Source organism: Roseovarius arcticus, from assembly GCF_006125015.1.
Classification (GTDB): Bacteria; Pseudomonadota; Alphaproteobacteria; order Rhodobacterales; family Rhodobacteraceae; genus Roseovarius; species Roseovarius arcticus.
This window is the reverse complement of record NZ_SZZN01000001.1, coordinates 1780119-1801059: the sequence shown is the minus strand read 5'-3', so window position 1 is coordinate 1801059 and position 20941 is coordinate 1780119. Positions and strand designations below refer to the sequence as shown.

The 20941-nt window shown below is 59.5% G+C and carries 21 protein-coding genes, 1 other RNA gene and 1 pseudogene; 3 read left to right on the top strand and 20 right to left on the bottom strand.

The annotated features are described in order from the left end of the window. Nucleotides 1-7: 7 nt before the first annotated feature. The 8 genes and pseudogenes from MK6180000_RS08505 to MK6180000_RS08470 form a co-directional block, all read right to left on the bottom strand. Complete coding sequence (locus MK6180000_RS08505) at nt 8-187, bottom strand: DUF4169 family protein (RefSeq protein ID WP_138934335.1); 180 nt, start codon at nt 185-187, stop codon at nt 8-10. Further along, complete coding sequence (gene fumC / locus MK6180000_RS08500) at nt 184-1587, bottom strand: class II fumarate hydratase (protein ID WP_138934334.1); 1404 nt, start codon at nt 1585-1587, stop codon at nt 184-186. Before fumC ends, MK6180000_RS08505 begins: the two co-directional genes overlap by 4 nt. Nucleotides 1588-1660: 73 nt before the next feature. Next, nucleotides 1661-2110: an SspB family protein gene (locus MK6180000_RS08495; RefSeq protein WP_138934333.1), complete on the bottom strand. Its 450-nt coding sequence runs from the start codon at nt 2108-2110 to the stop codon at nt 1661-1663. A 68-nt stretch (nt 2111-2178) separates the two neighbouring features. Next, nucleotides 2179-3426, bottom strand: coding sequence for a chromate efflux transporter (gene chrA, locus MK6180000_RS08490; RefSeq protein WP_138934332.1), 1248 nt, complete (start codon nt 3424-3426; stop codon nt 2179-2181). A gap of 1 nt (nt 3427) precedes the next feature. Beyond that, nucleotides 3428-3583, bottom strand: a pseudogene (locus MK6180000_RS08485) (sulfurtransferase); the annotation flags it as partial. Nucleotides 3584-3900: 317 nt separating this feature from the next. Then, nucleotides 3901-4253, bottom strand: a transfer-messenger RNA (tmRNA) gene (ssrA, locus tag MK6180000_RS08480). A gap of 94 nt (nt 4254-4347) precedes the next feature. Beyond that, complete coding sequence (locus tag MK6180000_RS08475; protein ID WP_138934331.1) at nt 4348-5679, bottom strand: ammonium transporter; 1332 nt, start codon at nt 5677-5679, stop codon at nt 4348-4350. A 41-nt stretch (nt 5680-5720) separates the two neighbouring features. Beyond that, on the bottom strand, nt 5721-6059 hold the full coding sequence (locus tag MK6180000_RS08470; protein ID WP_138934330.1) for a P-II family nitrogen regulator: 339 nt from the start codon (nt 6057-6059) through the stop codon (nt 5721-5723). 276 nt (nt 6060-6335) lie between these two features. Here MK6180000_RS08470 and MK6180000_RS08465 point away from each other — a divergent pair, with 276 nt between their 5' ends. Together MK6180000_RS08465 and cobO are read left to right on the top strand one after the other, a co-directional pair. Continuing rightward, nucleotides 6336-7928: an ABC transporter substrate-binding protein gene (locus MK6180000_RS08465; protein WP_138934329.1), complete on the top strand. Its 1593-nt coding sequence runs from the start codon at nt 6336-6338 to the stop codon at nt 7926-7928. A gap of 82 nt (nt 7929-8010) precedes the next feature. Then, entirely contained in the window at nt 8011-8619 is a 609-nt protein-coding gene (gene cobO / locus MK6180000_RS08460; RefSeq protein WP_138934328.1) for a cob(I)yrinic acid a,c-diamide adenosyltransferase, read from the top strand. Between the two features lie 104 nt (nt 8620-8723). Here cobO and MK6180000_RS08455 read toward each other — a convergent pair whose 3' ends face one another. The 6 genes from MK6180000_RS08455 to MK6180000_RS08430 all read right to left on the bottom strand — a co-directional run bounded on the left by MK6180000_RS08455 (nt 8724) and on the right by MK6180000_RS08430 (nt 13888). Next, the gene (locus MK6180000_RS08455) at nt 8724-9470 is read right to left on the bottom strand and encodes an amino acid ABC transporter ATP-binding protein (protein WP_138934327.1); all 747 of its coding nucleotides are present in this window, start codon (nt 9468-9470) and stop codon (nt 8724-8726) included. Nucleotides 9471-9481: 11 nt separating this feature from the next. After that, nucleotides 9482-10342: an amino acid ABC transporter permease gene (locus MK6180000_RS08450; RefSeq protein ID WP_138934326.1), complete on the bottom strand. Its 861-nt coding sequence runs from the start codon at nt 10340-10342 to the stop codon at nt 9482-9484. A 2-nt stretch (nt 10343-10344) separates the two neighbouring features. Next, on the bottom strand, nt 10345-11088 hold the full coding sequence (locus MK6180000_RS08445; protein WP_138934325.1) for an amino acid ABC transporter permease: 744 nt from the start codon (nt 11086-11088) through the stop codon (nt 10345-10347). Between the two features lie 69 nt (nt 11089-11157). Next, complete coding sequence (locus MK6180000_RS08440; RefSeq protein WP_138934324.1) at nt 11158-11967, bottom strand: transporter substrate-binding domain-containing protein; 810 nt, start codon at nt 11965-11967, stop codon at nt 11158-11160. A 188-nt stretch (nt 11968-12155) separates the two neighbouring features. Further along, nucleotides 12156-12851 (bottom strand): 5-formyltetrahydrofolate cyclo-ligase, encoded by a 696-nt coding sequence (locus MK6180000_RS08435; protein ID WP_138934323.1) that lies wholly within the window; start codon nt 12849-12851, stop codon nt 12156-12158. Further along, nucleotides 12848-13888: an NAD(P)H-dependent flavin oxidoreductase gene (locus MK6180000_RS08430; protein WP_138934322.1), complete on the bottom strand. Its 1041-nt coding sequence runs from the start codon at nt 13886-13888 to the stop codon at nt 12848-12850. The genes MK6180000_RS08435 and MK6180000_RS08430 overlap by 4 nt, the downstream gene beginning before the upstream one ends. 268 nt (nt 13889-14156) lie before the next feature. Here MK6180000_RS08430 and MK6180000_RS08425 point away from each other — a divergent pair, with 268 nt between their 5' ends. Then, the gene (locus tag MK6180000_RS08425) at nt 14157-14783 is read left to right on the top strand and encodes a hypothetical protein (RefSeq protein WP_138934321.1); all 627 of its coding nucleotides are present in this window, start codon (nt 14157-14159) and stop codon (nt 14781-14783) included. Here the strand turns inward: MK6180000_RS08425 and MK6180000_RS08420 are convergent. Genes MK6180000_RS08420 through MK6180000_RS08395 form a run of 6 tightly spaced genes read right to left on the bottom strand, consistent with a single transcriptional unit; the run spans nt 14745 to nt 20865 of the window. Continuing rightward, nucleotides 14745-16052, bottom strand: a complete 1308-nt coding sequence (locus MK6180000_RS08420) for a patatin-like phospholipase family protein (RefSeq protein WP_138934320.1) — start codon at nt 16050-16052, stop codon at nt 14745-14747. The genes MK6180000_RS08425 and MK6180000_RS08420 overlap by 39 nt on opposite strands. After that, nucleotides 16042-16689, bottom strand: coding sequence for a hypothetical protein (locus MK6180000_RS08415; protein WP_138934319.1), 648 nt, complete (start codon nt 16687-16689; stop codon nt 16042-16044). Before MK6180000_RS08415 ends, MK6180000_RS08420 begins: the two co-directional genes overlap by 11 nt. After that, nucleotides 16679-16999: a YidH family protein gene (locus MK6180000_RS08410; RefSeq protein WP_138934318.1), complete on the bottom strand. Its 321-nt coding sequence runs from the start codon at nt 16997-16999 to the stop codon at nt 16679-16681. The genes MK6180000_RS08415 and MK6180000_RS08410 overlap by 11 nt, the downstream gene beginning before the upstream one ends. Nucleotides 17000-17008: 9 nt before the next feature. Then, on the bottom strand, nt 17009-19597 hold the full coding sequence (gene mprF, locus MK6180000_RS08405; protein WP_138934317.1) for a bifunctional lysylphosphatidylglycerol flippase/synthetase MprF: 2589 nt from the start codon (nt 19595-19597) through the stop codon (nt 17009-17011). Then, complete coding sequence (locus tag MK6180000_RS08400; protein WP_171054581.1) at nt 19584-20303, bottom strand: DUF1003 domain-containing protein; 720 nt, start codon at nt 20301-20303, stop codon at nt 19584-19586. The genes mprF and MK6180000_RS08400 overlap by 14 nt, the downstream gene beginning before the upstream one ends. A 1-nt stretch (nt 20304) precedes the next feature. Beyond that, on the bottom strand, nt 20305-20865 hold the full coding sequence (locus tag MK6180000_RS08395; RefSeq protein ID WP_138934316.1) for an HdeD family acid-resistance protein: 561 nt from the start codon (nt 20863-20865) through the stop codon (nt 20305-20307). Nucleotides 20866-20941 lie beyond the last annotated feature (76 nt).

The following is a 20941-nucleotide window of genomic DNA, read 5'->3' as shown; positions in this document are numbered from 1 at the left end:
CGCTGCATCATGTATCGCGCTTGGCGTCGTCCAAGTGGCGCGCAGAGCGTTCAGCTTCAATGCGCTCCGCGTCTTTTTGCGCCTTTGTTCGGCCAAAGCGGACTGAATTTTCATCTGCCTGCGCCTTGTCCCCGGCCCGCGCGCGATCTTTTCGCGCGCGGTTCAGGTTGATGGGTGTCCCGCTCACTTTGGGCCAACCATCTCTTCGGGGCGCACCACGCGGTCGAATGTCTCGGCGTCGACGAACCCTAGCGCTATAGCCTCTTCTTTCAGCGTCGTGCCGTTTTTATGCGCCGTTTTGGCGACCTTGGTGGCATTGTCATAGCCGATTTCGGGCGCGAGCGCGGTGACCAGCATCAGCGACTCGCGCATCAGCTTGTCGATACGCGCCTCATCAGCCTCCAGTCCAACCACCAGATTGTCGGTGAACGCAGATGCCGCATCCCCCAAAAGCTGCATAGATTGCAGCACGTTGTAGGCCATCATCGGCTTGTAGACGTTCAGCTCAAAATGACCCTGGGATCCGGCAAAGCCGACGGCGGCGTCATTGCCCATCACATGCGCGCAGACCTGTGTCAGCGACTCGCACTGCGTCGGGTTCACCTTGCCGGGCATGATAGAGCTGCCCGGCTCATTCTCGGGCAGGATCAGCTCGCCCAGACCGCAGCGGGGGCCGGAGCCGAGGAAACGTATGTCGTTGGCGATCTTAAAGAGGCTAACTGCGACAACGCGCAGTGCGCCCGAGATTTCGACCATCGCATCGTGGGCTGCCAGCGCTTCGAACTTGTTGGGCGCTGTGACAAAGGGCAGGCCGGTAATTTCGGCCATATTCGCCGCGACAGTCTCGCCCCAACCTTTGGTGGTGTTCAGCCCGGTGCCAACGGCTGTGCCGCCTTGGGCCAGCTCATAAATCCGCTCCAGCGCGTTGTGGATGCGCTCGATCCCCATGGCGACCTGATGGGTGTAGCCCGAAAATTCCTGGCCCAGCGTCAGAGGGGTGGCGTCCTGAGTATGGGTGCGCCCGATCTTGATGATATGCGCCCATTTCTTCACCTTGACCTCAAGCGCGTCCTGCAACTTCTCAAGGCCGGGGATCGTGACGCCATGGGCCATCATCGCGGTGGCAATGTGCATGGCCGTGGGAAAGGTATCGTTGGAGGACTGGCCCATGTTGACGTGATCATTCGGATGGACCGGATCCTTGGAGCCGATAGAGCCGCCCATAATCTCGATCGCGCGATTGGCGATCACCTCGTTGGCGTTCATGTTGGACTGCGTGCCCGAGCCTGTCTGCCAGACGACCAGCGGGAAGTTGTCGTCGAGATCGCCGGTAATCACCTCAGTCGCGGCCTCAATGATCGCGTCCGCGCGGGCATCGTCCAGCTTGCCTGACGCCTGATTGGCCTGCGCGCAGGCCTTCTTGATCACGCCGAGGGCGCGGACAATGGCGATGGGCTGCCGCTCCCACCCGATGGGGAAATTGATGATTGAGCGCTGTGTCTGCGCGCCCCAATATTTGTCGCTGGGCACCTCTAGGGGGCCAAAGCTGTCGGTTTCTGTGCGGGTGGTCGTTTCGGTCCGGCTCATTGGGGTGCTCCTTGGTCAGGTTTGCCTCTGTCTGACTCAACGGCGCAGGAATTTCAATGCGGTAGGGCGGGCGTCAGTGCTTGCGAAAGCTGTCGAGGCTGACGATATCGGCGTTCGGCTTGGCATCGTCGTCGCTGCCGCCATCATCATCGCCATCGTCGTCATCCTTTTCCTGCGTTTCAAAGCGCAGGCCGAATTCGACTGAGGGGTCAACGAAGGTTTTGATCGCGTCGTAGGGCACATAAAGGTTTTCGGGCGCATCGCCGAAATTCAGTGTGATGCCAAAGCCCTCATCGCTGACCTCTAGATTGTCGTACCAGTGCTGCATCACGACGGTCATTTCGTCAGGATAGCGCTGCTTTAGCCAGTCGGCCAGTGCGGCCTCAGGATGGTTCGTATCGAAGGTGATAAAGAAGTGGTGCGCACCCGGCAGGCCATGCTCGTCAACGTCCTCCAGCACCTCTTGGATCAGGCCGCGCATGGCCCGGTGCATCAGATTGCCGTAGTCGATCGTGCGAGACATGCTGAGCCCTCGTTATGTCGCGAATCACAATAGGGGATTCGAAGGGAAGTAAAAGGCCTTGCACACACTTAGACTGCCAGTTGCGATAGTGCGCCTGCTGCCGCCATTAATGCCAGCGCAGGCAACATTGGTATGCGCAGGACCAGCATCAGGATTGCGGCGAGGGCCGTCAGTGCCGCCGCGATCGCGTCGAGCGTGGCTGGAACAGGGTATGCACCCAGCGGACCGCGCAAGATTTGGTCGAAAAGGACGTGCAGTGCGAACCATATCGACAGATTGGCGATGACGCCGACCACGGCGGCAGATATGGCCGCGAGCGCGCCGCGCAGGCGCGGCTGGGCGAGCAGGCGTTCCAGATAGGGCGCGCCGGTAAAGATCCACAAAAAGCAGGGGATGAACGTTACCCACAGCGTCAGCGCGCCGGCCAATAGCGCCAGACCCGTGCCACCCTTGGCAAAGCCTGCCAGCATGGCCACGAATTGCGTGACCAATATCAGGGGGCCGGGCGTCGTTTCGGCCAAGCCTAGCGCGTCGATCATCTGGCCGGTGGTTAGCCAGCCATGGGTCTGCGTGACCGCCTGCGTCATGTAGGCCAGCACCGCGTAGGCACCGCCGAAAGTGACGACCGCCAATGTGCTAAAGAAGACGGCAATCTGGGTGAGGAACGTGGCCCCCATCGCATAGGCCAGTGCGATTGGCGCGGCCCATAGCGAGGACCAGACCGCGACAGTGCGCAGCGTGCGCACCGTCTGCCCGGGGCGCGCGGGCGGTGCATCCGCCGCCGGATCGCCGCGCGCGGCCCAGATGCCCCAGAGGGCGGCAGCAGCGATGATGGTGGGGAAGGGGACGGAGCCCGCATAGATCGCGGCAAAGGACAGCGCTGCTATAACCCAATGCGCGCGTCCAGCCAGGGCGCGGCGTGACAAACGCCAAAGCGCCTGCGCTACGATCACGAGGACGGCGGCCTTGACCCCTAGGAACAGCGCCTGCACCAGCGGCACGTTGCCCCAATACGCGTAGGCGAGCGCCAGCGCGAGGATAATGGCCGCCCCCGGCACGACAAACAGCAGCCCGGCGATCAGGCCGCCTAACGTGCCGCGCAGGCGCCAGCCGGCATAGGTGGCCAGCTGCATCGCTTCGGGGCCGGGCAGCAGCATGCAAAAGCTGAGTGCGCCGAGGAACTGGCGCTGCTCCAGCCAACCGCGTCGCTCGACCAGCTCTTGCTGCATCAGCGATATCTGAGCGGCTGGCCCGCCAAATGACAGCAGCCCGATGCGCCCGAAGGCGGCGATGAAGTCGCGTGTCGATACCTGCATCTCAGGCATCTTTGAGGGGCCAGTCGTGGCCCTCGTCCTGACCGTCGCGAGCCCAGCGGTATAGCGCATCATAGAGCGCTATTCCCGCCTCCAACTGCTGGTGATCGCTGCGATATTGGCGCGGCAGACTAATCGGCAGGGCCAGAAGGCCGGCAGCGGCGGTGTGCGAATGGCGCGCAGCGCCGGTGATCAGGCGCGAATCTGCGTCGAAGTCGCCGGGCAGGCAAACGTCGATCAGGACGGGGCAGGTAGGTGTGCCGATAAGGTGCAGCAGTTGTGCGGGGGTGATTTCATTTGGGGCTGGCATGAGCATCCTCTGAGCAAACAGGTTCAGGATGCGACATTTGGGCCAAAGCCTCACGGGGCAGTCGCGGCGGTCCCCATAGCCTAATTGTGCCCTAACTGGCGCTAAGCTGTCAATATTCGGCACTTGTCAATGGACACGCCGCGCAGACAATAAAGAAGGGGGGATAAAGTGCAGGCTTCTGTTGCCAGGTGCCTGCGGACCCCGCCTTACGCTGCTAGGCGCAAGGGCTTAGGTTTCGATCTCTCGAACCGCTTACGCGGCCAGAGCTACCGGAGCACGATTGTCATTTGCAATTGTACTTTTTGGGCCGATACGGTGGCACCCAGCCGAAACAAAGCAATACCCCTTTAGACGTTCGTCGATCCTGTTTCGACCCCGATCCGCCCTCAAATGAAGGGTTGTTGGTGGAGTCGCCGGGTACCGCCCCCGGGTCCGATCCGCGTATTACGAGCGCGTTTATGTCCATAGTCTCCGAGGAGACAGTTTGAATATAGGCGCGGCGCGGCGCGATTGCAAACCTCTGCGCAGGGGGTGTGCGATAATTTTTTAGGGCGCTTTACGCAATAGCGCCCGGCAATTCCTGCCGGGCGCTATTTTCTCAATAGCAAGCCGCTTTAGGCGCGGTTGAACTCGGGGTAGGCTTCCATCCCCAGCTCGGCCATGTCGAGGCCTTGCATCTCGGCTTCCTCGGTGACGCGCAGGCCCATGGTGGCCTTTATCACCAGCCACACGGCACCTGATGCGACCACAACGAACGCACCAACTGTCCCGATCGAGATGAGCTGCACCGCGATGCTTGCTGAGTCATTGGTAAACACGACGGCGATGGTGCCCCAGATACCTGCAAAGAGGTGAACCGGGATCGCGCCAACCACATCGTCGATACGCAGTTTGTCGAGCATTGGCACTGCGAAGACCACGATGATACCGCCCACGGCGCCGATCAGCGTCGCTTGGCCCAAAGTGGGCATCAGCGGCTCGGCGGTGATCGACACTAGGCCAGCCAGCGCACCGTTCAGCACCATGGTCAGGTCAGGCTTCTTGTACATTAGCTGCGTCAGGATCAACGTCGCCACCGCGCCCGCCGCTGCGGCGGCGTTGGTGTTGGCAAAGATGCGGCTGATATCAGCTACGTTGCCTGCGGTATCCATATAAAGCTGCGATCCGCCGTTAAAGCCGAACCAACCCAGCCACAGGATGAACGTACCAAGTGTAGCAAGCGCCAGATTGGAGCCGGGGAAGGGCGTGACGCGCCCGTCCTTGGCGTATTTGCCCAGACGCGGGCCGAGGATGATCGCGCCGGTAAGTGCGGCCCAGCCGCCCACCGAATGAACGACGGTCGAGCCGGCGAAATCTTGAAAGCCCATGGCGTCAAGGAATCCGCCGCCCCATTTCCAGCTGGCCTGAACAGGATAGATCACAGCCGTTAGCACGATGGTAAACGCGAGGAAGGGCCACAGTTTGATCCGCTCGGCCAGTGCGCCTGACACGATCGACGCGGTCGCGGCGCAGAACACCAACTGAAAGAAAAAGTCCGATCCGACCGATGCATAGCTCAGGTCCGGCTCTGCGCCCTCAAGGCCCACAGGCTCCAGTCCCGCCATCGAGAACGCGCCAAGGACGCCCGTGATCGTCCAGCCGTCGCCTGGATACATGAGGTTGTAGCCGATGATGTAGTAGAAAATCGACGCCAGCGCGAAGAGCGAGATGTTCTTCAGCAGTTGCATCGTCACGTTCTTGCCGCGTACGAGGCCTGCCTCCAACATGGCAAACCCTGCGGCCATGAAAAAGACCAGAAAGCCTGACACGAGAAACATGAAGGAGGTGAAGATAAAACCGATATCGGCGTTGGTCGGCGTGGTGTCCGCCTCTTGGGCAAGGCCAATCTGCGGCAGCGCGATCAACGCGGCGGCGAGGGCCAGCTTGCTGGTGAATGTCTTGTTCATAGTCCCGTCCGTTTGAATTGAAATGTCATGGGCGGCGCACATCAAAGCGCGTCCTCGCCTGTCTCACCGGTGCGCACGCGGGCGGCGTGGACCAGATCCAGCACGAAAATTTTGCCGTCGCCAATCTTGCCTGTGCGCGCGACTTTTATGATTGTTTCGCACACTTGGTCGGCCATGGATGAGGCCACGGCGATCTCAAGCTTCATTTTGGGCACGTAATTGACGGCGTATTCGGCGCCTCGGTAAATCTCAGTGTGGCCCGATTGATTGCCGAAACCCTTGGTCTCGGTCACCATCATGCCGCGCACGCCGACGGCGGTCAGCGCTTCGCGCACCTCGTCCAGCTTGAATGGCTTGATCGTCGCTATGATCAGTCTCACGAAAGTCCTCTCCTTTTAGGCGTGCTCTGGCGTGGCACATGCGGGCAGGCTGGTCGTTTCTGCACTGCAGCGTAAGTCGAGGGCGGGAAATCGGCAGGCAATTTATGAGGGAGCGCTTAATAATTAGGCGTTCACTGAGATGCGCCCAAAAATGAGGCAGGTGTCGTTTGTCGTGTAGTGCTGCCGCGGGTCCGCGCATCTGCAAGAGGCGGTGGACGTGCGCCCCCTCGGCACTAAGTTGCACCTGCAATGGCAGCAAATACCAAGGATGATACTATGACCCGCACCCAGCCCTCCGCACGCAAAACACCAAAATCAGGACCCAGCCGCCGCAGGATTCTGGCCGGGGGCGCAGCGGCCGGTTTGGGCGCGGCGATGCCGCTTGGTTGGGCCAAGCCAGCGATGGCGGCGCCCAGGCGCGGCGGTGTGTTTCGCGTGGGCGTGCATGATGGCAGCTCGACCGATGGCTGGGATCCGGCCACGACCGAGACGATTATGATGATCCAAGTCAATCACGTGGTGCGGTCCTACCTGACCGAGATCACCAATACGAATGAGCTGGGCCCAGACCTTGCTACCGCATGGGAGGCGACAAAGGACGACGCAACCCAGTGGCGGTTTGAATTGGCGACAAACGCTACCTTCCATGATGGGCGCAAAGTGACGTCTGCGGACGTGATTGCATCGATGAATTACCACCGCGCCGAAGGCTCCGCATCGGCAGCCAAGCCTTTGATGGAAGGGATTACAGATATTCGCGCCGACGGCGATCACGCTGTGGTGTTTGAACTGGATAGCGGCAACGCCGATCTGCCCTACCTTTTGTCAGACTATCACTTGACCGTTCAGCCCGCGAAACCCGATGGCGGCATAGATTGGGCAAATGGCATCGGCTGCGGACCCTACAAGGTGACAGATTTCGCGCCCGGTATTCGCGCCGATTTTGTTCGCCACGACGGCTGGCACCGTGCGGACGAGGGCGCGTGGTTTGATGAGGTCAAGATGACCGTGCTGAATGATCCAAACGCCCGGCAGGCGGCAATTGTGACCGGCGACGTTGATGCCGTCACAGACGTCGATCTAAAGACGGCCAGCCGCCTCGCGCAGGCGCCGGGGGTTATCCTGGATAATGTGCCGTCGGGCACACATATCACGATGCCGATGTTCTGTGACGTTGCCCCGTTTGACGATGTGAATGTGCGCCTTGCGCTGAAATATTCGATCAACCGGCAGGAAATCGTGGAAAAGATCCTGTTTGGCTACGGCACGATTGGCAACGATCAACCCATCGCGCCCACCATGCCTTATTATGCTGATCTGCCCCAACGCGAGCAGGACTTGGACAAGGCAAAGTTTCATTTGAAAAAGGCAGGCCATGATCGTCTGTCTGTCGAGATTTCGGTGAATGACGCGATCCTGTCCGGGGCCACCAACATGTGCAGCCTCTTTGCAGAACAGGCCAAGCCTGCCGGCCTCGACATCAAGGTCAATCAAGAGCCGGTGGACGGCTATTGGTCGAATGTCTGGCTGAAAAAGCCGTTCTGCGTGGTCTCATGGGCGGCGCGTCCGACGCCCGACATCATGTTCAGCCAAGCCTATAAGTCCGGCGCCGACTGGAACGAGAGCCACTGGGAAAACGAGCGTTTTAATGAGTTGTTGCTGAAGGCCAAGGCCGAGACCGACGATGCCCTGCGCGCCGAGATGTATGCCGAGATGCAGTTGCTGTGCCGCGACGATGGCGGCACGATTGTGCCCTTCTTCCGCGAACGGATGTCGGCACGGCGCGACAACGTCATGCACGAAGACAGCATCGCCGCCGTGTGGGAACTGGACGGTGCGCGCGGTTATCACCGCTGGTGGTTCGCCTAAAGCGGCCTGCCGCGCGCCCCGTGATTGACGCGGCGCGTGGCAAGTGCAACCTGAGCGCTAATATGCGCAAGGAGGCCGCCCCATGGACGACGTAAACGCCCGCCACAACGAAAAGATGAAGCGCCTCAAGGCACAGCGCGACGCCTTGATGAAGCACAAGACCGAGGAAAAGGGCCTGATTATGGTCCATACCGGCGATGGCAAAGGTAAGTCGTCGTCGGGCTTTGGCATGATCATGCGGTGCATCGGTCACGGTATGCCCTGCGCCGTCGTGCAATTTATCAAGGGCAATTGGCAAACTGGCGAAAAAACGTTCTTGCGAACACGCTTTGCCGATGAGTGCCGCTTCTTTGTGTCAGGCGAGGGCTTCACATGGGAGACGCAGGACCGCGAACGCGACGTTGCCGCGGCCCAAAACGGCTGGAAAATCGCGCAGGAGCAGATTCTGGACCCCGACATCCAGTTCGTTTTGCTGGATGAGATCAACATTGCGCTGCGTTATGACTATCTGGATATCGACGAGGTTGTACAATTTCTGCTAACGCAAAAACCGCCTATGACCCACGTTTGCCTGACCGGCCGGAATGCCAAGCCTGAGCTGATCGAGGCCGCCGATTTGGTGACTGAGATGAGCCTGATCAAGCATCCCTTCCACGACGGCGTGAAGGCCCAACTAGGCGTCGAATACTGATCCACAGGCAATGGTGGCCGAAACCGCTGCGGCATAGCCAGACGGTTGCTCGCTTGAATAGTAACAAGGCTATCGGAGCCGGGCCAGTGTGCGATAGGAACGTCTTAAAGGATCTGGCTGAGGAATTGCTGTGTGCGCGGGTCCTGGGCATTGTCAAAGAATGTCGCAGGTGGGCCGGATTCCACGATCACGCCGCGGTCGGTGAAATAGACGCAATCGGCAATCTCGCGGGCAAATCCCATCTCGTGCGTGACGAGGATGCAGGTCATGCCTTCGGCGGCCAGATCCTTGATCGTGGTCAGCACTTCCTTGACCGTCTCTGGGTCTAGGGCCGCTGTCACCTCGTCGAACAGCATCACATCGGGGTTCATGGCGAGGGACCGCGCAATAGCGACGCGCTGTTGTTGGCCGCCGGATAATTCGCCGGGATATGCATCCTCTTTGCCGTTCAGGCGCACCTTGGCGATCAGAGCGCGGGCGCGCTGTTCGACCTCGTCGCGGTTCTGGCGTAGCACTTTGATGGGGGCCATCATCACGTTTTGCAGCACGGTTTTGTGCGGGAATAGGTTGTACTGCTGGAACACCATCCCGACCTTCTTGCGCAGCGACAGCTTGTCCAGCTTGGGATCGTTCACCTCCAGCCCCTCGACGGTGATGGAGCCTGCCTGAATGTCATTCAGCGCATTGATGCAGCGGATCAATGTCGATTTTCCGGACCCGGAGGGGCCGATTATGCAGATCACCTCACCCTTCATCACGTCGAGGGTGATGCCGCTCAGCACCTCGACCGTGCCAAAGGATTTACGCACGTCGCGCAATGATACGATGGGCTGATCAGGGGTCCAGGTCATGGCGGCCTCGCTCATAGTTTTACCGAATATTTACGCTCAAGCAGCCGGGTTACCGCGCTGATCGGGTAGCAATATATGAAGAACCAGCTGAGGATATATAGATACATCGGGATCAGCAGGTCGACGCGCCCTTCGGCGCTGAGGGCCGCGCGCGTTAGCGCCATCACGTCGCTCACGCCGATGATCGACACCAGCGGGGTCGCCATGGTGAGGACGGCGTAGAGGTTCATCCAGCTTGGCAGCACGCGTTTCACAGTCTGGGGCAGGATGATCCCCGTCATGATTTGGCGGCGTGAAAAGCCCAGCGATTCCGCCGATTCCCATTGGCCGGTCGGGATAGAGAGGATTGCGCCGCGCATGTATTCGGACATGTAGGCCATAACGGGCAGCGACAGGCCAATCACCGCCTTGATCCAGCCGGGGAAGGGGATTTTCGTTCCAAAGATTTCGATCTGGAACGGTATCAGGAGGATGCAGTAAAATAGCAGCACCAGCCAAGGCGAGTTGCGAAAGAACTGCGTGATCAGCCATGCAACACTGCGGATCGGCCTGATAGGCGACACTTGCAGCACGCCAAGTCCAACGCCCAAAATTGTGCCGATGGCCATCGACATGATCGAGATCAGCACGTTAAAGCCAAAACCGCCTGCTAGCGTCGGCGTCCACTCTAGCAAGATCGCGGTGATGCTGCGCTTTTCGGGTGCGGCGACTTGGGCAAAAGCGGGCGCGATCAGCACGGCGGCAAAGGCCAGCATCAGCGCGGCAAATGTCCAAACGTTGAGCATCCGGTCGGCCAGCGGCAGCGCATCGCTGCGGATACGCATGAGGTGCAGCACAGCCATATGGCCGCGAACCGGAGGGGTTGGGCGCATCGTCATTCTCCGTACCCCGGTATGCGCAGCGTTTTTTCCCAGCGGTGCAGTACCCACACGAGGATCGCGACGAGGCCGACGTAGGAGACCAGAAGCACATTCATCATCTCGCGCACGTTCAGATCCTCGGACCATATCTGGGCCGAGATATATAGCAGCTCAGGCACGGCAATCGCGTAGGCAAGCGTCGTAGTCTTTACGAGATTGACCAGGTTCGTCCCCAGCGCAGGCAGGGAAATGCGGATCGCCAGCGGCAATACGATGTCGCGGTAGATTTGCAGGCGGGTGTATCCGAGCGCTTCGGCCGCCTCGACAGTTGAGCGCGGCACAGCCTCAATGCCCGCGCGAAAGATCTCGACATTGAGCGCACCGGCAAAGAGCGACAGTGCGATAATTGCCCAGCCAAAATTGCTGATCAGTGGCTGAGGCAGGCCATTCTCGCCAGTGATGCGCAGAATGGTGCCGATGGCGAAATAAAAGAAATAGAGCTGCACCAGCGGCGGTGTGTTCCGAAAAAACGCGACGAATGCACCGACCAAGACGCGCAGCGCGCGCGATGGTGCACCCTGAACAGCAGCGCCAAGAATACCGATGATCAGGGAAAAGAAGATCGACAGCACCGACAGTTTGACCGTCATCCACAGACCCGCAAGATAGCGGGCGCGATTATAATCGTCACTGATGACGACAAGGTTCAAAAACCAATCAGGCCGCAGCCAATCTATCAACGTATTCGCAAATTCCATGCGTGTGTGCGGCCTATCAAACTAAGGAGATTTGGCCCGGCAGGATCGCTGCCGGGCCGGGGTCTGGGTTTATTGCAGTTTATCGTGCTGCTCCTGCAAGAAGGGGCTGGGGGCGATGCCGTTCTCGGCGTTGCGCTCTAGCAGGTAGCCGGATTTGTGCCAATCGGTGACGATCTCGCTCATCTGTTTGCCATAGGCGCTATCCAGATCGTCCAGCGGGACGGCAATGGCCCATGCCTGCGGGTCCTCGGTCTCAAAGGGCATCACGTAATCGGCCCACTGATCGTCTGAGGCAATCTGCGATTCAATCCATGTGTTGTCATACAGAAACGCCACGCAGCTGCCGTTTTGCAGCGCCGATGACACCTCTGGGATGCCTGCGAATGCCACGAGGTTCGGCCCGTAGAGCTGCGTCACCCGCTTGTTGTAGTAGGAGCCTTGTAGCGCGCAAACATCCTTGCCGCGCAGGTCCTCCCAAGTGTTCAGCCCGGCGGCCTTGGGGGCGATCACGTTCGTGCCGCCCGCATAATAGGCGGGCTCGATCATGCCGACGACTTCGCGGCGCTGGGGATTGTCGCCCATGGTCGCGATGATCAGGTTGATGCGGCCCTGCTGCAGAAATTCCATGCGATTGGATGCGACGACAGGCACCAGCTCAACTTCGACGCCGAGGCGTTTGGCCACGTCGCGCGCCAGGTCAATTTCGAGGCCTTTCAGCTCGCCGTCCGAGGTAAGGTAGCCCCAAGGCTTGTAGTCCTGCTTGACGCCGACAACGATTTTGCCTGCATCTTTGATGTCCTGCAGAGTGTCGGCAAATGCGCTACTGCCGATGACGGCGGCGACGGCGGCGGCGATTGCAGTCTTGATGTAATTATTCATTGCGGTCTCCTGTTGGTATTCATGTCCGGCTGTGCAAAGCGCGCCGGTTGGCGGAACGATGGGGCTTCATCGCACCCGAGTCTAGACCATATTCAGTCTGTCGTTGTCGCCGTGAGACAAACGACGATCCGGGTCATCTGGCGCCAAAAACCTTAGGCTGCGTTGGGCCATATCGCGGACCACTGGCATCATAGGGCCTGGACACCGTCCTCTGTCAAAATCAGGTCCATGGCGATGTCATGGGGCTGCGGGAAAATCGTCGCAAGTTTGGCCGATCCATACCCGATGCCGATCTTGAACGGCCGCGGGTCTAGCGATGCCAGCGTCCGGTCGAAATAGCCGCCACCATAGCCCAGCCGGTACGCCTTATCATCCCAGCCGACGAGGGGCGCCAGCGATATGTCCGGGGTGAGAATCCTCGCGTCAGCGGGCGGAACGGGAATGTTCCAATCGCCCCGGACCATTTTCGTCTCGGGCGTCCAGAGGCGAAAGACGAGCGGTGCCGCTTTGATCTCAACGATCGGCAGCGCGATCACCACGCCTGCGCTGTGAAGCTTGGCCATGAGGGAGCGTAAATCCGGCTCACCTTTAATGGGCCAGTACATAGAGAGCGTAAGCCCTTTTGCACCATTGAACTTGCTGCTCAGAACGTTCTCTAACGCGTCTGCTATTCGGGCCGAAACCGAGGCATGTTCTTCGACGCGAAGTGTCTTGCGGGCGGCCCTCAGCTCCTCCCGCTTGCCCTTGCGCCAGCGTGCGACGTCACGCGCCTGCTCTGGATCGACGTTTGATGCGTCAAAATAGGTCGGGTCAATTTCATGCGCTAGGCAGGGCGGCGATGCATAGGAACCCGCTGACGTTTTCTCGGCTTTATCATCGGTCAAAGTTGGCCCCTTTCTGAAAATTCCGGCTTGCCGTTCAGGCAAAACGAGGCCTGCCGCATTATCTGCTCAATGCGCACACCAGCCGGAACAACATCCGCGATTAGTCCGGCCCCTTGCCCTGCATAATTGGGCATAGCTTCCAGATCACCGGTCGTCGTGCGCAGCGGCGAATCCGTGCTGAACCGGTAGCGCCCCTGATCGTCGTCCCAAGCGATCACATCCCGCGGCAGTTGGTCTGGATCATGGCCCAAAAGCCTGCCATCAAGCGCACTTGTCACGCTGTTGGCTATGACGCGCACTGCCGCCCCTTTGGGCCAGTTCAGGACAAACACATCCGTCAGCACCGTGTCATCGCCGTCTGCATCGACGACGCGCTGCTTGTGATCAGTATGCGCGAACGACTCGTTCGTAGCCAAAAATGCGGTGCCGCATTGAACGCCTTGCGCCCCAAGCGCGAGCGCCGATGCCAGCCCTCTGCCGGTCGAGATGCCCCCTGACACAACGACTGGTAATCTCGTCCGCGCCAGGATTGCCTCTGCCAATGCAAATGATCCCATCCGGCCATGTACATGGCCGCCGGCCTCGATCCCTTGGGCGATAATGACATCGGCGCCGGCGGCTTCGGCCTTGCGGGCCTGATCGGCTGTGCCAACCTGATGTAGAACCAAAGCGCCCTCGTTTTTGATGCGTCCGACAACATTTGGCATCACATCCCAAAAGAACGAAAAGGCTGTAACGCCAAGCTCGAGGCACCGGGTAATTTGTGCATCCAGCAGCGCGGGGTCGGTTGCCGCCGGGATCAGGTTCACCGCGAATGGACGATCTGTCGCGGCTCGAAGCGCGGTAACTTCGGATGTGATGAGTTCAGGGCTTTCGCGGACCATTCCCAGTGACGGAAACCCTCCCGCGTTTGCCACAGCTGCCGATAGCTCCCAACGGGCGACGCCGCCCATGCCGGCTAGCAAAATAGGAACGTCACATCCGAGCAACGAACACAGCGGCGTATGAATAGTTCTGCACTTTGCGTCTGCGGCCATTGTGAACCTCCTGACGATTCCATCAGGCTAGAGGATTCTTTCCCTCGGGCAATGGGTGCAGAGTGCTTCTTAACGTCTGCTTGGTCAACTACCAGCCTAGGGCAGGGGTATGGTGCGGTTAACCCGGGAATTTGCCGCGCAGTGACCGTAGTCAGCCGTTCTGGCGGCGGTGTCTGAAACTTGCATGGATGTATGATTTGAGACAGCAAAGCATCAACTCACCGCTGTATACTACGGACCGTTGAAGTTCTTTCAGAGGATTGGTCCTATGTCACTCAGCGACGATTCCATCCATAGCTATGAAGTTCGTGAGATCGTCGCGAGCTTTCATGATGCCGATCTGTTTGAGACTGCGGTGCAGACCCTTGAGGATCGCGGCATCAAGCGCGGGGCGATCAATATGATGGCCAGCCACGACGCCGTGAAGAGAAAGTTGCACCATCATTTCAAGACGGCGTCCGACGTGTCCAAGGACGATGATCTGCCCCAGCCAATATACGAGGATCGCCAGGAGATCGAAAACGACAAGCGTTTGGCTGTCGGGATGCCGGTCTATATCGGCGGTGCCAGCGCGGGGCTCGCGGTGGTTGCGACGGGCGGCACACTGGCCTTTGCTGCCCTGATCGCCGCAGCAGGTGCGGCCGTCGGGGCCGGCATCGGGGGCCTGATCGCGCACGCAATTGGGGAACACCACGCCCATCTTTTGGCGAAACAACTCAAGAAGGGCGCGCTTTTGGTTCTGGTCGAAGTGTCTGACGAGGAGGAGGAAATGGTCATTGATGTTCTCAAGCAAGCGGGCGGCGCGGATGTTACTGCACACACGCTGACGCGGTATGAGGTGTTTGATCGCAATGTATTACCGATGTTCGACCCCTACGGATGGCTGGGTTTCTGATAAGGCCGCGCTGCGCGGTAACATCGACGCCGCCCGCTTAATCAGGCAGCGATACCTTGCCCCGTTGTCTTCTAACAGATCCGTTCCCACAGGCGGGCCGAATGCCCAAATTCCCGCGCGCCCCTTGGACTGTCCGAGCGCATAGGCGCGCTGCATGAAACCGGGATCGAACGGAACGCGCCGGTCGACGGGAATTGTGCGGTCAATGAATGCTAGCCGGAAGGTCGCTTTGGCCTGACGGGCGAACGTGGCTAGCTCTGCGACACTGCGCGCCGCGCCTGATTTCTCAAGCGAGGATAACGCCCGCTCAGCAATCTGAATGGATTGCTGCGGCACCACGCTGAACCTTGGGGCGAGTTCGGAATTTACGATACAATAGATATCAGGGGGTGCTTTGCATGATATGGCGACATCTAGAAATGCGTCTGGCAAAAGGTAGATCTGGCGAATAGTACCGCCATCCGCGTGCAATTCATCAAACACCTTACCATTCCCAGACACCGCAATTTTGACCGGCGGGAATATCGCGGGAAGGCTGGCGGACGCCTCCAGCACATCGCCGATCAGTTGCAGCCCGTTCGGCCTATCAGAACAAGCAATGGCACCGATATCCCACACGACGCTGCGCTGTGCATCGAGGTTGGTCGTTACCACCAGCAGCCGCGCCCCGGCGCGGTGGCGCGCTGCGATTATCTGGATGAGATCGGCGTCGACGTGGGCGTCAATCAAAGTCCTGAGCGGTTTGGCAGGAATCGCGCTTTGCCCGAATATGCCGGACAGCAGCGACCGGCTGTGGTTCAGTTTGGCGACGGACACGCCCGTAAAAAGGCTTGCCAGTTCTCTGTCAGCTTTCGATCCGATAAACGCAAAAGGTGCGATCAAGGCGCCTGCGCTGACGCCTGTCACCAGATCAAACTTGGGCCTGTCGCCGCGTTCAGACCAACCGGTGAGAATGCCCGCCCCAAAGGCGCCGCCAGCACCGCCCGATGACAGCGCTAGCCAGCTTGCCCGTCCATCCGGCCCGCTGCTCTGCGGCAGGAATTGCTGGCGTTTCGCGTTCAGTTCGGCTTGGGACATGTCGGCATAAAATCTGATGTTGTCGTATCCGGGAACGGTTGCTTGCATCAGGTCGGCCAGCGAATAGGGAATGCGGGCAGGCGCCATGAACCGGGCAAGGAATGCTAGTAGCGATGGCAGCATCCCGCGCCGCGCGGCTGCCGCTGCTGCGGTAGGGACGGCTTTTCCCGGCGTGATGCCCCTATCGCGCATGGCGGCCCCCCCTCAGCCGGATTGGTGCCCGAGACGGCAAAATTCTGTTCACGCCAAACCCAAGCAGCAGCGCCAGTACATGCCCACCATCTGCGAGGGCATCAGGCCCCAGCCCATATTTTACTGCGATCGCGAGCAGTATCGCGAAAAAGAGCAACCACTTACGCTGAAAATCCGCAATTGCGACGCCGATCAGGCCGAATCCACCGATAGACATGCCCACGTCGTTCATAGCCGTCAAATCGACCCAGCCCTCAGCCCATCCTACACATGCGAGAAGCATCAAGCTGCCAGCGAAATCTAGGCCAAAGAATAGAAGGGCGGTGGTGCCGGTTCCGTAGGTCCATTCGGCATAACCGATGACCGCGGCGGCGAAGGCAAGCTGCCGAGCCAGCATGTCGGCATCATGTGACAGGAAAATACCGGTGAACACGCGAAACACCTCGCCTGAAAATACGGTGTCATGTCCGATTCCCCAGTTCGCAAGGACCTCGCCCGGCAAGTCATGCCAAAGGCTGCCGGCCAGTAAATTGGCAATCAGCATCGCGAGCAGAAACAGGATGGTGAAGCGCAGCCGGATGAGGACGGACCTGCCGGAATGCATCGCAGAACTGGTTTTGGCTGTCCTACGTGACATGGATTGCGAAGCTCCCTAAAAGCAAGAAGAGGGCGACAATCAAAAGCAGCAAGAATAGCTCTGCTGCCGCTCCGTCATCAGGCAGACGGTCTGCGTGGTCGATCCGCTTGCGCACGTGATGCATCCTGATCCATGCGATAATAATGACGGCCGCGCCGGCGCCCAGCATCAGGATTTCGGACCAGAGCGGCGAATGCTGGTTGCCCAGCCGGGCTGTCGCCAGCCCGAAACCGACGATTGCAACAGCCGTTCGCACCCAAGAGAGGAAAGTACGCTCGTTCGATGCGTGGGTCTCAAAATTGACGATCATGGCACGCTCCTATTTTCCTAACCCGCGAAAACCGCCCGAAATCAGGACATTCACCTCATAAAGGATTTGCGGTGCGGCCAGCCCGCCGGGACAGGCCAGATAGTTCGGCGTCCACTCGGGGCTGAATTTCTCCTTAAAGCTGCGCAGCCCTTCGAAATTGTAGAAGTGTTCGCCATGCTCAAAGACGAAGCCTCCGATACGGTTCCAGATCGGTGCAAGCTGGCGGCTTTCGATGCCCGAAAAGGGTGCGGCGCCCAGCGAGAACCGGTGATACCCCTTGGCCGCGCCCCAAAGCATCAGTTCGGCAAAAAGCGCATCCATAGCGAACCCGGGGCCGTCTGGCCGGTAGCGCATTAAATCCAGCGATAGCTCGTGCAGGTTGGCACCCGTAAATAGATTAGCGAAGGCCGCGATCCTGCCCGTAGGATCGCGCAGCACGGCGACGTCGAAATTGGCGATATATGCCTCCTCGAACGCACCAAGAGAGAAACCCTTTTCCTCGCCTTGCTTGTTCTCGAGCCAGGCATCGGAAATGACGCGCAACTCAGCCATCAAGGGTGCGAGGTCTGCTGCCGGAATGACCTCAAACACAAATCCATCGCGCGCCGCGCGGTTGCGGGCCTGGCGCAGATCCTTGCGGGCCGGGCCGTCCAGATTGAAACCTTGCAGATCGACGCGGGCGACCTCACCGATTTTCAGGATTGTCAGGCCCAGATCCAGATAGATTGGCAGGTAGGCCGGCGACACTGAATAAAAGGCGCATCGCCGTCCTTGGCGGTCTGCCAATTCGCGTAGTTGCCAGATCAGTTGCTTGCCTGATTTCGCGTCACCGATTGGGTCACCGTTGGCAATCAGCGAGCGGCCAGTGTCGGCGTAGGCGACGAACGCGCACTTGTCCTCTGAGATCAGGAACGCCTTGTCGCCCGTCAGCGCGATGCCGGCTTCGGTATCCTCGCTACTCGCGACGATCGCGCGGACAACGTCCGGAATCGGCTGCGCTGGCGCTCTCGCGGACTTTGCGCTGAGCAGCGAGTTAAAGGCGATTACGCTGAGGACCACAGCGCCCGCAAGGCTTGCGCGAAGAAAGCGCGGCGCATCCCCATGCCAGCTGAAATCCCACCAAAGCGCGTTTTGATAGGGCACGTGGGAATGTGCAAAAAGGCCGATCCAGAACACGGCGCCCGACAGCGCAATGATACTCACTAACCACTGTGCGTCGAGGCGAAGAAGTGATGCGCCCTCGGCGCGGTAGAATGCAGGCCGGAACAGCCCGAGGACCGCAAAGGTCGCGAGCATCGATAGGGACTCTTGCCAGTCCAGCCCCTTGAGAAGGGATGCGACCAGACCGACAGCAAGCAGGACCATCGCGGCGACCCAAGCGCGGTAAAGTTTGCGGTAAAGACCGCGCGCCACGACCAGCAGCAGCACGCCCACGACGCTTCCGATCAGATGCGAGGCCTCGATGAAGGGCAGCGGAAGTATATCGCGCAAAACGCCGAGATGTGATTGCTCGGCCGGCAGGTTGCCCGACACCAAAAGGATGACACCAGCCAGCAGCGCGATACCCGACGCAAGCGGTGGCACAAGCGGGCGAAAGGCGCTCCAAGCAACGCGCGCCCTGCCGGTCAGCGCATTGCGCCGCGCCAATCCCATCGTCAGGCTTAGCCCTGCCACAGCCACAAGGAAAGGAAGGATCGTGTAAACGAGACGGTAGATAAGAAGCGCGGCCAGTACGTCGGACCGGCCGGCCGCGCCCAAGCCAGCGATGATTGTCGCCTCAAAAACGCCAAGCCCACCGGGCGAATGGCTGAGCATCCCAAGACCGACGGCGCCAAAGAAAATGGTGAAGAAATACGGCAGGTTTTGCGCCATATCGCCGGGCATCAGAACATAGAGCGTCAGCGCCGCGCCGGTCAGATCCAGAACGCCCGCACCGGTCAGTGTCACCCCCGCGATGGCATTCGGCAAGGCCAGCCTGAAGCCGCCCGCCTTCAGCCTGCGTTTGCCTGTCGCAAGCCAGATGAGATATGACGCCAGCACGATCAAAATTGCGATGCCGATAGCCGTCTCGACATGTGGCGAAATCGGCAGCACGGTACTGAGGCCCGTCGGATGGAAGGTCAAAAGGGCACCAAATACCAGCGCCAGCCCAGACAGAAATCCCGTCCACGAAACCGCTATAATGCCTGTGATCAGCGCCAGATCCAGTCCGAAGGCGGAGTAGACCCGGTAGCGAACCGCGGTGCCAGTCAGATAGGACACACCCAGTAGGCCCGATACTGCGTAGCCTGCGGACCCGGCCATTGCCGCGATGCGCAGCGGCACTCTGCCCCGCGCGACCGAGCGAACGGCCAGCGCATCATAAAGAGCGATCCCAGTAAAACTGAGCGCTGCGCAGCCGACCGCCTTCAGCAATGATACGCGGGAAGCCGCAGCAAGATCTGCCTTAACGTCGATCCACTTCACATGTGAGGCTAGTTCGTGCAGGACGAAAATGGCAATTGCGACGACGATGAGCGGGATCGCGATCTTGAACGCGGGGTGTTCAACGATGCGCACCAGCCAGCCTTTAGGACGTATGTTTTCAGCGACGGCCATCCGCGTTCTCCTCTAGCAGTTCGATCTGAATCTGCTGCAATTCGGCTAGTTTCTCCCATTGATGGGCAAGCTGATGGTCGATTTTTTCATGCAGCTGGCGGATCTCCAGCTCGGCCTTCAGATTGACGCGGTAGTCGTTCTCGGCGCGAAACCTGTCCTTGGTTTCCTGCCTGCGCTGGCTCATCATTATGACAGGAGCCTGCATCGCCGCGACGCAAGACAGGACCAGATTGAGCAGGATGAACGGGTAGGGGTCGAACGGTTTGGCACTAAGCGCGACAACGTTTAGCGTGATCCAAGCGACCAAAACCGATGCGAAGGAGATGATAAACGTCCAGCTGCCGCCGAATTCCGCGACCTTGTCTGCGACGCGCTCGCCAAAGGTGGACTTTTTCTCAATTTCGTCTTCGGGATTTCGCGATACGAACTCTCCGGCTTCCAAGCTCTCGATTACCTGACGGTCCAGCTCGTCCAGTTCGCCGCGTTCATCCGCCAGCAGCTGCTCGACATATTGACGCCTAAACCGGATGAGGTCGGGCTTGCAGATCAGCTTGCCATCCGACCAGCCGGGGGCATCACGCGTGATCAGATCCGACACACCCGGCCGCACCGAGATCCACGGCCGCATTTTGGACGCGGGAAAGGTCTGACCGCATATATGGCAGACAGGCTGCGCTTTGCCGGCAATGGCCGCTGCCTTGGCCATCTCAGACGGTGCCTTTTGCCGCTTTGCCCAGCATGACAAGAGATATGCCCGTCGACAGGAAATTCACCCCAAGCAGCATGCCTAGCGTCCAAGTCGCAGTTTCGGGCCAGCCGAACAGGATTATGGCCCCGACGATCAGCGAGCAGGCACCGCTGAAAATCATCCAGCCCCAGTTTGTCCGTTGCCCGCTCAACCGCAAGCCTAGAAGGATCGACACGATGCCTTCCATCAGGAAAACCACCATCATTACGATGGTCAGCGTCTGAATTCCGATACCGGGAAACAGCAGGAATACCAGGCCCAGCCCAAGGGTGATCCCGAACCCGACAGCGGCATAGCGCCATTCCTTGGCCGGGCGCATTTCCCAAGCGAACCACAGACCCACAATGCCCCAAAGCGTCAGCATCCACGCAACAAGAAGCGCGCCCGCAAGTGTCGCCCAAGCCGGCAGGAGAATGGCGAGCACCCCAATCACGACAAAGACGACGCCCACGACTTTTAGTCGGTTTGATACGGTCGTGCCGAGGTCCGCGCGTTGAGGCGAATTGTTTGTGATGTTCATTTTCAGTGCCTCCGATAGTTGTTTGTCATTGCGATAGTCTCACAGGTTTTTCTATGCGCTCCAATACCCACGGGGC